This window comes from Ornithinibacillus massiliensis (genome assembly GCF_018310345.1).
In the GTDB taxonomy this organism is placed as follows: Bacteria; Bacillota; Bacilli; order Bacillales; family Amphibacillaceae; genus Ornithinibacillus; species Ornithinibacillus massiliensis.
This window is the reverse complement of the sequence record NZ_JAGXBY010000001.1, coordinates 810,955-823,343: the sequence shown is the minus strand read 5'-3', so window position 1 is coordinate 823,343 and position 12,389 is coordinate 810,955. Positions and strand designations below refer to the sequence as shown.

General features: G+C 34.4%; 9 protein-coding genes, 1 pseudogene and 1 other annotated feature. Of the genes and pseudogenes, 5 read left to right on the top strand and 5 right to left on the bottom strand.

Annotated features, from left to right (window positions below; genetic code table 11):
* Window positions 1-360: 360 nt before the first annotated feature.
* Window positions 361-608: a binding site (T-box leader), on the top strand.
* Window positions 609-661: 53 nt separating this feature from the next.
* A complete protein-coding gene (brnQ, locus tag KGF86_RS03870; RefSeq protein ID WP_211741165.1) occupies window positions 662-1,975 on the top strand; it encodes a branched-chain amino acid transport system II carrier protein in 1,314 nt (437 codons plus the stop codon).
* Window positions 1,976-2,139: 164 nt separating this feature from the next.
* Here brnQ and KGF86_RS03865 read toward each other — a convergent pair whose 3' ends face one another.
* Complete coding sequence (locus tag KGF86_RS03865) at window positions 2,140-2,400, bottom strand: CPCC family cysteine-rich protein (protein ID WP_186868488.1); 261 nt, start codon at window positions 2,398-2,400, stop codon at window positions 2,140-2,142.
* 765 nt (window positions 2,401-3,165) lie between these two features.
* Between KGF86_RS03865 and KGF86_RS03860 the strand changes: the two genes are divergently transcribed.
* Window positions 3,166-3,654 carry a pyridoxamine 5'-phosphate oxidase family protein gene (locus KGF86_RS03860; protein ID WP_211741164.1) on the top strand — a complete coding sequence of 163 codons (489 nt, stop codon included), beginning with the start codon at window positions 3,166-3,168 and terminating at the stop codon, window positions 3,652-3,654.
* A gap of 193 nt (window positions 3,655-3,847) precedes the next feature.
* Here KGF86_RS03860 and KGF86_RS03855 read toward each other — a convergent pair whose 3' ends face one another.
* Window positions 3,848-4,405, bottom strand: a complete 558-nt coding sequence (locus tag KGF86_RS03855) for a PepSY domain-containing protein (RefSeq protein ID WP_211741163.1) — start codon at window positions 4,403-4,405, stop codon at window positions 3,848-3,850.
* A gap of 189 nt (window positions 4,406-4,594) precedes the next feature.
* Complete coding sequence (locus KGF86_RS03850) at window positions 4,595-5,857, bottom strand: Bcr/CflA family efflux MFS transporter (RefSeq protein ID WP_186868415.1); 1,263 nt, start codon at window positions 5,855-5,857, stop codon at window positions 4,595-4,597.
* Window positions 5,858-6,027: 170 nt separating this feature from the next.
* Here KGF86_RS03850 and KGF86_RS03845 point away from each other — a divergent pair, with 170 nt between their 5' ends.
* Window positions 6,028-6,744, top strand: coding sequence for a metallophosphoesterase family protein (locus KGF86_RS03845; protein ID WP_211741162.1), 717 nt, complete (start codon window positions 6,028-6,030; stop codon window positions 6,742-6,744).
* Between the two features lie 66 nt (window positions 6,745-6,810).
* The gene (locus tag KGF86_RS03840; RefSeq protein ID WP_186868413.1) at window positions 6,811-7,551 is read left to right on the top strand and encodes a YdcF family protein; all 741 of its coding nucleotides are present in this window, start codon (window positions 6,811-6,813) and stop codon (window positions 7,549-7,551) included.
* Between the two features lie 585 nt (window positions 7,552-8,136).
* On the opposite strand, the pseudogene KGF86_RS19650 reads toward KGF86_RS03840, so the two are convergent.
* Together KGF86_RS19650 and KGF86_RS03835 are read right to left on the bottom strand one after the other, a co-directional pair.
* Window positions 8,137-8,418: pseudogene (locus tag KGF86_RS19650) on the bottom strand (transposase); the annotation flags it as partial.
* A gap of 209 nt (window positions 8,419-8,627) precedes the next feature.
* Entirely contained in the window at window positions 8,628-10,262 is a 1,635-nt protein-coding gene (locus tag KGF86_RS03835; RefSeq protein ID WP_186868412.1) for an ATP-binding cassette domain-containing protein, read from the bottom strand.
* Window positions 10,263-10,515: 253 nt separating this feature from the next.
* Here KGF86_RS03835 and KGF86_RS03830 point away from each other — a divergent pair, with 253 nt between their 5' ends.
* On the top strand, window positions 10,516-12,270 hold the full coding sequence (locus KGF86_RS03830) for a heparinase II/III domain-containing protein (RefSeq protein WP_211741161.1): 1,755 nt from the start codon (window positions 10,516-10,518) through the stop codon (window positions 12,268-12,270).
* Window positions 12,271-12,389 lie beyond the last annotated feature (119 nt).

Genomic DNA, 12,389 nt, shown 5'->3' with positions numbered 1-12,389 from the left:
ACCGTAAAGGTACTAGCTCTGCCTTTACGCTAAAAAAATAATTCGAAAACACAACAACATTCTACTGCATATTTTCACACAATTCGATAACAATAAACCTATAGAACCTTCATGACATTATGGTGAAAACGGAGGGATAAATATGGTTAAGGACTCACACGCACCGAAGGAAAAACATAATAAAGCCAAAAGACCAGATGAGCAAAGACGAAATAAAGGAAAATCCAACGCACGAAACACGGAAAGTTAAATAAGGTGGGACAGCTTCCTTGTCCCACCTCAAGTTAAAGCGCTATCCCCGTATTTGTTTTTCAAAAATTATTGACAAGTCTATTATTATCTGATAAGTTACTTTTAATACATAAATCGATGACGAGAGCAGTAAGTTAGGAATCCTGATCCAAAGAGAGCCGGCGTTTGGTGAGAGTCGGTGTTCAGCCCCTATCCGAAAATCATCTCTGAGATGCAAAGCTGAAAATCTAGTAAGCTTTGACGGGTTGTCCTCCGTTACAATGGAACGCGTATGATAGTACGTTGACTTGAGCGCTGCAGTTTTTTAGTTTTCTGCGGAATTAGGGTGGTAACGCGAGTATAAACTCGTCCCTTATTTTAAGGGGCGGGTTTTTTTATATTCAAAAACAACTTAAAGGAGAGAAACACCATGCGTAAATTTGATTCATTTTTTATCGGTCTTATGTTATTTTCTATGTTCTTTGGAGCTGGAAATCTAATTTTCCCACCATTTTTAGGTGCTCAATCTGGTACTACATTTTGGCTAGCGATGGCTGGGTTTGTTCTTACTGCCGTAGGGTTGCCATTAGTGGTTATATTTGCGATTGCCCGGGTTAAGGGAGGAATTCAAGCAATAGGAAATCGAGTTCACCCGGTATTTAGTACCGTATTTATGGTAATTGTCTATTTATCTATCGGACCTTTTCTAGCTATTCCAAGAAATGCAAATGTCGCTTTTGAAATGGGACTCATGCCTTTTATGGATGGACCGAAAGCAACCATCGCTTTACTAGTGTTTTCTGTTGTATTCTTTATACTCGTTTATCTCATTAGTTTAAATCCTACTAATCTAGAAAGGTATCTAGGGCGCTTTATCACGCCAATTTTACTAGTGGCAATAGTCATCCTATGTGTCACTGGTTTCATGCAACTGAATGGAAGCTTTCAAACACCAACTGGTGGGTATGAGTCGGGAGCGTTTTTTAAAGGATTTTTAGAAGGATATAATACTATGGATGCCTTAGCTACACTTGCCTTTGGAATTGTTATTTTGACAGCTATTCGTCAGCGGGGTGTTTCTGATGATAAGCAATTAAAAGGCTACATGCTAAAAGCAGCACTTATTGCAGGTATACTACTCACTGTAGTCTATGTTTCTCTTGGGATTATTGGTGGTAAAATGGCGGTTACGGGTGAATTTGCAGATGGTACTCAAATTCTATCTGCCGTTTCTTCGAGTTTATTTGGACAGAGTGGAACGGTGCTAATAGGTTTAATATTTACACTTGCCTGCTTTACGACCGTGGTTGGCCTAACATCAGCTTGTGGTCAATATTTTTCTAGATTAATTCCGAAAGCAAATTATAAAACAGTTGTCTTCGTTACAGCTTTAATTGGCTTTACACTGACCAATATGGGACTTAGCCAAATATTAAAAGTCTCCGTACCTTTCTTGGTAATTGCTTATCCTTTGACGATTGTATTAATTGTACTAACATTTTTCCATCGCCAGTTTAAAGGCTCAAGAATCGTCTATGTAAGTGCCCTTTCCTTTACAGGTGTGTTTGCTGTCATCAGTGGGTTAAATGCTTTTGGAATGAAGTTAGGACTGATTGAGAAGATTCGCACCTCCTTACCATTAGCAGATGTTGACCTTGAATGGGTTGTTCCAGCAGTCGTTGGGGCATTACTTGGTGTGATAATCGCTAAGCTAAGCTTTAAAAGAGAGCCTGTACTAGAGTAGCAAAAGGAAGAGAGATGGGACAGGGGCCTAGGTTCCTTGTCCCATCCAATTCTCCCCCATATGTATTCACTCTCCCAAAATAATCCTACATACTTATCTTGTTACTCTTTTATAAAAAAGTCCCACTAATATAAGAAATAGTTGAACAAGAAAAACATTATACACTATAACGGTTTCCAATTAGCGTCTTTCCTATCTGATTTCTTTGGAGGTCTTACAAAATTTAGACTTCTTTTACCTTTAGCTCCAAATTTAATAAAGTTTTGTTGTGCTTCCCTAAAGGAAACATAATTGGCGCCTGTTTCATCAGGATATTTATATTGGTAGCCATCATCTTCCCAAAAACAAATCTCACAAATGTCGTAAGTGTTTGGTGGTTCTTCATCCAATGTTTTATAACCACAGCAAGGGCAAGTATATTTCACGACTTCACCTCTGTAAGTTGATCTATCTATAAAGTTCTTCGTTCGAGACCTTCTACATAGTGCTAATATCTTCATGGTTCATTCCTCATTTCTACTTGATATTTTCGTGGACCACGTGAACCATATAAGTTGCTCAACACTCCAACAATCGCCCTCGATTATTATACAATCCATTTCCAATTTTTGAACGAAGACCTGTTTCCCAAAAATATAAAAATATTACTATTAGGAGGAACCAAGAAATTCGCCAAACTTTGTTGGGGTGCAACTATTAAAATATTTCTACTAATTGCTTTTTCACTAAATTGCTTCGTTAGCTTCATAACGTCTATCTCAAAGATGGACCATAGGGACAGGTCTAACGGTCCTTTCCCCCATCACCTCCCGGGTCCAAGGTACATCTATCCTCTCCTAAGGTACTTAGTACTCAAGCCGAAATAGATCAAACTGGAAACTACAATAAAACCGATTAAAAATAATGTTTTATTCCTGTTAGACCAATTATTCATCCAACCCCATCTTTTACGATCTATATCCAACCAATAAAAATCAATCACAACGGTTAAAATAATCAGAACAAAGACTAAAAATGAACCCATAATTTTTATCACTTCCATAATAACATAATATTCACAAAATAAAACTAGAAGTATAACAGGAAAAGATCAAACATTTTCAAGATCTAAGCGTATGTTTAGTAATCCGTAATACCTGAATAAAAGTTGGTATCCAGGTTAGTATATAACCATGAAAGAGGTGGTAAAAATGTCTAACAAGATGAAGAAAGAAGAAATTGAAACTTTAAGAGAGTTAATTAGAGATGTAGACACGGCCATGTTGACTACGGCTACGGAAGAAGGGCTTGTTTCTCGTCCCATGAAAACACAAGAAGTAGAATTTGACGGTGACTTATGGTTTTTCACTAAAAAAGCGACAGATAAATATGAGGAAATATTACATAACCAAGATGTTAATGTAGCATATGTAGGTAAATCTTATGTTTCCGTCCGTGGAAAGGCGGAAATCGTGGAAGATACAGATAAGAAAAAAGAATATTGGAGCAAAGTACACGAGAAAATCATGCAAACTTCGTATGATGATCCTAACGTTATCCTGTTAAAAGTCAATGCGGAAGCAGCAGAATATTGGGAAAGCGGCAATCTTATAAAGAAGATTGCCTATTACTATAAACGCTTGACCGGGCAAGATTCTAAATCAACAGATATCAATGAGACGTTGGAATTGAATGATTAACCACAAAAGTGGATAGTCCGGTTCTCAGGGAATCCATTTTTCACTTGGTTGGCGGTTGTTTATCTATTATTGCTATAAGAACGCTATTTCATGACTTTTATTAGTAACCCTACAATTATAAAACCCTACTAATTTCATAAACAAATGCAGTAGAAAGGTTCCGCCAAACTCTTCTGGCGGAACCATGGGTACGTTAGTCTAATTCCAGTTCTACAATTTCTCCAGACTCCGCATCAATCGTAATTTCTGCTTCGCCACGATCTGTTCTTAATTCCAATTCATACTCATATCGACCATCATCTTTATCTAGATCGATTTCAATAACCTTTCCACCAACTTCAGCAACAGCAATTTCTTTCGCCTCTTCTATTGATATAATGTTCTCCATGTTTGGCTTATGGTTTTCGTCATAACGATCATCATCGTCATCCCAATCCACTCGTAATACTTCACCGGTAGAAGCATCAATATATACATCCACATCGGGGTTTTCGAAGTCCACCTCGTAATAAACTTTACCACGTTTTCTCTCTAACTCAATACTTTCCACATATCCATCATGTTCAGCTAATGCAATTTCTATCGCTTCTTCTAGGGAAATTATCCCTTCCTTCTCCTTCACTACTTCTGTTTTCACCGTATCATCTTTCTTCGTTGTTGTTGCATTATCATTCAAGTTTGCTGCTGCAATTGTCGTACCACTTAATAATAAACCGATAATCAACACACCTGTAACTAATTTCTTATTCATTTTAATTTCCTCCTTCATATTCGATATCTTAACTTTAGACCATCATAATTAGAGAAAAACGAGAAGAAGATTAGAAGTTGATGAGAGGTGACAATCCCCTCAACGATTTACCGCTTAAGCAGGGAGGGACTGTCCCCCTAATAAAAATAGTGAAGCACAGGGACCTCCCCTATGCTTCACTTCAATACTTTAACCCTCTGCAACTAATTCAGCACTTTCTGTATGGCTGTCCAACTTTCTAGTTAATGCAAAAAATGCGATGGACCCTATGAAGGAACAACTAAATAGAATAGCTGCCATTGGAATTGCTGTTGTTTCATCAATTCCAACAATGGGAGCTACGATTGCCCCAATTACTAGAGGAAACATGCCTAATAAAGCACTGGCACTTCCTGCACGATGACCTTGATTTTTCATTGCTAATGTAAATGTGCTCGTTAAAATAATTCCAATCGTTATCATGTGAATAAATATCGGTATAACAATCATAAATAGCGGTCCTTTTAGAATAGCCATCGAAAGTAAGACTGCATTCGCACTAACGGAGACTAATACTGCTGTACGAAGTAAGCTTCTTTCTTCAAAAATATCACTCAAACGTCCAACTAAAAAACTTCCTGATATAATAGCTAACCCATTTATTCCAAACAAAATACTAAATACTTGTGGTGAAACATGATATATCCCTTGGTATACGAATGGTGTTCCAGCAACGTAAGCAAAACTTCCCCCTTGAACAAAGCCGACAACAATAGCATAACCAATAAACGAACGGTCAAGAAACAAACTCCCCATCGTTCTTAGCGAATTTCCAATCGAACTAGGTTGTCGTCTTTCTTCTGGCAACGTTTCTTTTAGTTTAAAAGCTACGGTAATAACTATTGCAACACCCAGTAAGCTTAAAAAGATAAAGACCGTATGCCATGAAGTAAATGGTAAAAGTAATAATGCACCACCACTAATTGGCGCAACCATTGGTGCTGTTGCATTTATAACCATTAATAATGCGAAAAACTTCGTAAGTTCTTTACCAGTAAAGACATCACGTACAACAGCCCGAGACAAAACAATACCAGCTGATGCAGTAAATCCTTGTAGAAATCTACCAATCACTAAAACTATAATATTCGGTGCAAGTGCACAAAGAATAGAAGCTAAAGCAAATAAACTAATAAATAATAATATCGGTTTTCTTCTTCCCTTTGCATCACTAATTGGTCCGACAATAAGTTGCCCCACAGCAAGGCCGATTAAACATGCAGTTAAACTTAACTGCACAAGTGATTGTTGGACATTCAGATCTTGGGCAATGTCTGGAAAGCTCGGTAAGTACATATCTATGTTAAATGGCCCTAACATACATAACAGACCAAGCAAAAAGGCCAACCCTAACCGCTGCTTACCTGTTGGATTCTTCATAACCTCATAATGTTTCTCGTGTTGAATAACCATCCCCTCCTAATTAATACATTATAATTGATTCGGGTAGGCGAAGTAAACGGTGGGACATAGGGATAGGTTAGTTGTCCTACTGGACGAGAAACCTAAACCTCTGTCCCTTCTTCAATTTTTCCAAAAATTAGTATAAACTAAAATCAAGGCTATCAAAGGGGGAAGCTAGTTTGTCAAAGATTGCTATCATTTCAGATATTCATGGTAATTTAACGGCTCTAAAGGCGGTTCTTGCAGATATTGAAAAGCGTGGTGTTGATCAGATATTTTGCTTAGGGGATTTGGTTGGAAAGGGGCCACGTGGTTCGGAATGTATTGAACTTGTTCAACAGCATTGCGATCAAGTTATTTATGGTAATTGGGATGTATTTATTCGGGATGAGATTGATCATGAATCGATTAATTGGATTCAGAATCGCTTAACAGAAGCGGATTATAAGTATCTTGCTTCCTTGCCTTTCTATATTGAATTTGAATTGAACGGCAAACTAGCACGTTGTTTCCATGCATCACCGAGGAGCGTTTTTGAACGAATTGCCCCGGAGTATCATCCAACTGAAAAGTGTTTGTCCCTTTTTGAGAATAGTGAAGAAACCGAATCCCTTCACTCCACTCGTAAGCCTGATATGGTGTTTTATGGTGATATTCACCTGACCTGGCTTAGAACCTACGATATTGGAATCCTTTGCAATGTTGGAAGTGTCGGTTTAGATGTGGTGGACGCTACCTATGTCATCGTTGATGGTTCGTATGGGGCGAATTCGATTAACTTTGTACGTGTCCCTTATGACAGAGAGACAGAGCTTAGGGAAGCAAAGGAACTGGGAATGGTTGGTTATGCGGAATACTATAAAGAGATTATGCATGACCAATTTAGAGATAAATAGGGACTATTAGCCTGATCTACATATTCTTTAACATATATTCTAGTAAACTACGAAAGGTTGTATCCTATGTCTATTCTTTTCGGCCTATTGGCAATTAGTTGTTTTCTTTATGTTTTTTCCCTTTATTATGTAAGTGGGAATATTGATTTTGGTATTATCGTTATTACGGTGATGGGAATTATCTTTCTATTATTAGCTATATTTCATCAAAGATTTTTTTCTTTTATAAGAAAGAAAAAGTGGCTACGAAACATGCTCACAGTACTTATCGTGCTATCTGTAGTTATGATTGTGTTTCTCGAAATTCTAATGTATCAGGCACAAGAAGATCCACCTCCCAGTTCCGATGCTCCAATCTTAGTACTTGGTGCTGGTTTGATTAACGGAGAACCATCTCCAACATTAAAAAGGAGATTAAATAAAGCGTATGAACTCTATCAGCAGAATCCAACCACTATTGTGACCTCTGGAGGAGTGGATTACAATGAGCAAATTTCCGAAGGTGAAGCAATGAAAAGGTACTTAGTTTCTCTTGGGGTAGAACCAACGGATGTTTTAGTAGAAGATAAGTCAACGAGCACACATGAGAACTTTCTTTTTTCGAAGGAACTACTCGCGCCCTCTGAATTAAATCCAGAAATCATTGTTGTCACGAATGATTTTCATATGTTTCGGGCCAAAATGATTGGTAGCCGAGTTGGTTTTACCGTATATGCAGCACCATCCAAAACACCAAAACACATTCTTGTTCAAACGCATATTCGGGAATACTTTGCTATTATTAATTCATTTTTGTTTCAGAAATAGATGGGACGCGGAGACAGGTTTCTTGTCCCGCCTCGTGGTTTTGGGGGCTGAGGATCTTGTGAGAAAATATTACTTCACTATGCTTAGAACATCGCTATATAACTATTCATCGAGCATTTTACCAAATTTATACATTGTGGGGATTTGATCCTATGAAACAAATATATTATCATCATTAGTCTTTTATTTTTTCAAGTGAAATTCTTATTATCATTTTATCTATTGATAAAAGTAAAAGACAAAAGTCACTTTATTCTTTAGTAATAATTTCATTTAGAGAGTAGCAATACAAGTTAAATCTTCGGTTATTCCTATGCCTTTAAAACCTATACTCTATGAAAAAGCTATTGTTGATGAAGAGATGCCCCACCGTTTGGAACAAACTCCAACTGCTTAAGTAATTTTGTGCAATTACTGAGGTTCCTATGTTTTTTTAGGTTCATGTTCTTTATTAGAAAGATTAATAGATCAACTAGTTTCAACAAACTGTAATCTTAACACCCATATGTTATTATATTGAATAAATTTATTGAGGAAGAAACTATTCTTTTGTAATGTATTCGTTGTCTCTTTGGTGAAAGGGTGTACCGCCGTTTCGCTCTCGCCAGTACTCGTTTTCACCGTTTTTCTTCCGTCCCCAATCGCCTATTCTGTGTTGTTTTTCCCCATTATCGTTTGAGTTATTGCCTAAGTGATGGTTCATTTCTCCTTTTTAACATTGCTTCAAACATAGAATTAAATATATCTATTAGTGTATTCTGCATGTCTTGTAAGGACTCAATTTGTATTGTCCTATAATTCTATTACTAACTCCATTAATTTTGGATCATGTTTCATTTTCTCTAATATAAATAACTTCCCATCCATTTATAGTTTAGCAATAAAAAAAACTAAACTGCGAAGTAAGAGCAGTTTAGTTTACACTCCCGATGTGGACTATTTTACACTTCATCAAAATTATATCAAACTAGATATATCAAAAAGACGCATCCTTATTAATGAAGTTATAAATTGTATTTTTTTAGATTAATATTAGCGAGGCTCTGAAAAATTTCACCTTAAAATTATAATAGTTATTACTGTAACAATTCAAATCTTATTACTCTCTCTTCCACATTTACTACTATCTTATAACTATTAGTAAGATAAAAAAGAAAGTCTTCTTCATAAGAAACTAATGAAGCATTAGATAACACCCACTCAGCCTCTGCGCTCTCCAAATTAATGTCACTTATCTCTATCGCATATGCACGAGAATTATTATTTATTTGATACGAAACCCCTTCTTGTCCATACTCAATAACAACTTCTCCATTATCATTTTGATACTCATCTGACAGTCCTTGTAAGGACCCTTTTATAGATTCGATATCCTCGTCCAGGAAACTAAAGAAAAATCTATGGGAGTTTTGGAAAGAAGTTGGTAATAAAGGCAGTAAGTCCTCATAAGAAATATTTACTATTAAGTCATTTTCATCCAAAAGAGTTACTTTACTTTTTTCAATGTAACCCATACCACCTGGAAATTCTATTCTGTAAATTGTTTCATTAATTTCTTCTATTATGTATACTTGTGTAGAAAAAGGAAGATTAGTTACCAAGTTACTAAGATTCGTATTACTATATACACTTACATCATCACCACTTATGATGAAACCATTTTTCTCGACCGTGGAACTCTCTATTGAATTAGATTCTAAATTACTATTTAATTCCTTTTCATCACCAATTATTTCTTCAGTATTTCCATTATTAGTTTTTTCTCCATGAATAATGTTAATAGGATTGTCTATAAACATTAATACAGTAGCAATAATAAAATATATTAGAATTAAAGTAAATTGAAAGCTTACATTAAAGTTTTTCCATATGTTTTCTTTCTTACCCAGTCTTTTATCTCTATAAAAATTGAGCGGAGTACTCTCTATTTGAGTTTCAAGCATCTTTTTTCTATACTCTTTCTTCTCATTTTTATCCAATTTATTAAACCAATTAATAAAGTTACTATATTCTTTCGCTACAATTTCTTTATTATCAAACATTTGAATTTGTCCAAAGTTCAACCACATGATTCGATCAGATATAGATTGTACTTGCGAAAGTGAATGGCTAATAAAGAAGATAGTTTTCCCTTCTTTCTTAAACTCATCAAATTTATCTAAACATTTTTGATAAAATGTTGAGTCTCCAACCGATAGAGCTTCATCAATTACTAATATATCTGGTTGAATATGAACAGATATAGCAAACCCCAATCTAGATTTCATTCCGCTTGAATAACTTTTTATCGGTTGATTAATGAAATCGCCAATGTCAGCAAACTCGATAATTAAAGGAGTAAGTTTGTCTATTTCACTTTTTGTCAAACCATGCATAAGACATTTTAACTCAATGTTTTCAAATCCAGTTAAAAAGTTATTTAATCCCGCTGAGATTGCAACCAATGAAGTTTCTCCATTTATTTTTATTTCACCAGAAGTAGGAGGAGTAACTTGAGCTAGAAGACTTGAAAGTGTTGATTTACCAGAACCATTGACTCCAATTATTCCAATAGTTTCCCCTTGAAAAACCTCGAAAGATATATTAGATAAGGCAGAAAAACTCCTTCTACCTTTATTTATAGAAAATAGTGCTAACAGCTGGTCTGATTTTTTTTTAAATAAATTATATGTCTTGGAAACATTGTTAAACGTCACTACTGGATGTTTCATTCTGGACCTCCATAATTCTAGAAAAATCATATTCTATTAATTGGATAGATTGCAAAAAACATTATATCACATAACTATTACTAGGTTACTGTTTCTAAACTATTTAGTATATATGCCGATATACTAAAAGCGATAAGTACTTTATAAATATATGTAGTGTTTGGAATAAGTAATAAAAACATGATAACATATACTCATCTATCAAAATAACTTGAATTAAGTCAATCATAAGAATAGGAGAGCTAATTAATCCATGCAAAAAAGTGCTAAAGAAACTTTATGTCTAGAATTAAAACAAGCTGTTCCAAAATATGTGGAGAAGGTTCAGTATCTTACACAGCATAACAATCAGTTTGATTATTACCAGGAAATCCCGATTGAGAAACTGATTAAAACTACTAAGATTAGTCATAAGAGCATTGAGATAGCAGATGGTATTTTACAAAATGAATTTTTCTTTCTCGGAAATCTGGAAAAGATTCAGTTTGGTACGGAAATCGATTGGAATTATCAACATAGTAATGCAGCTAATACATATCAACTATACATACAAACTTTAAATGTAATTAGTTATCTATGTGATGCTTTTGTAGAAACCAAAGAGACTATCTATTTGTATAAAGCTTATACTTTATTATTGGATTGGATACTATACATCAAAACTGATAAACATGAAAATCTTTATAAATGGGTAGATCACACAGTAGCTAATAGGACACTAAATATTATTTATTTCTTTAACTTATCTAAGAATGAAATTAATATCGACGAATCAATAATTGCTGACATCTTAATTCAACATGGGCATTTTTTATACGACGATAAGAATTATGTTAAAAACAATCATGGAATTATGGTTGATCGTTCCTTGTTAGTCTTGTCAGTATTCCTTAATAATCATGATGAATCTCCAAGATGGTTCGAAAAAGCAAAACTACGTGTAAGAGATGCATTTCTAAGAGACTTTAGCTTCCAAGGTGTACATTTAGAAAATTCTCCAGCTTATCATAAAATGGTTAAAACTATGTTCGAAAAAATTCAAGGTTTCCTTATAGAACATAATCTAACACTTGGTGATGATATTAGTGAAAAACTAAAAATGACTAAGAATTATCTGAAATACATATTAAAGCCTAATGGATATCTACCAACTATTGGTGATACTGCTTTAAGCAAATTAAACGTTAAAAAGACCTTTAAATCATTTCATGATTCTGAAGCTGGAATAACTATTATGCAAAGTAAAAATAAAAATGATTTAGACAGTACTTGGCTTTCCTTTATATGTGGGTATGGAAGCAAAACACATAAACATAGGGACGATTTATCGATTAATTTGTATTATAAAGGGGAAGATATACTAGTTGATTCAGGCCAGTATAATTATGATTTATATGATAAATATAGACAATATATTTTGTCTCCACAATCACATTCTACCATAATACAGAAAAATAAAAATTATAAAATAAAACCACCTCACGAAAATAAAGAGCTTATAAAAACAGTAAATTATTCCTCTAATTCATTGTATGACTATGTTAAAGGGATTCATAAAGGCTATGATGGTTTTTCATTAGAGAGATCAATTATTTTTTTCAAGCCAGATATTATTCTTATTTACGATAAAGCAATTAGTAATGAGGTTAGAATATTCCAACAAAATTTTAATCTTGCACCACATATAGAAGTTTTAAGTAAGAATAGAGAAAAAGTTGTTTGTAATTCAAGTAACAGTAAAATAGTATTCAAGCAATTTATAAAAACTGGTCAAGTACAACAATTTAATGGCGATAGAGAAACTCCTAGAGCTGTAATTTCAGAAAAATTTGGTAAGATTATTGATAACACTCAAATTGTATTCTCTACCAAAGGGTCTAATGTGAAATTTTTAACTGCAATTTTATTGGATAAAGGTGAAAAGAAACTTGAAAATGTAAGTGTTAACGAGGATAATGATGTTTTGACAATCAATATTAAAGGGCAAGAGTATAGTTTAGTTATTTAAATATAGATAAAAATAGCCCATACCCAAAATGGTAGTAATCTCCGATAAATAGATTTACAATTATTTTTCAAAGGTCGGTACTAAACAAGGTTTGGGCTATTCCTTCTTTCTATCGGTCA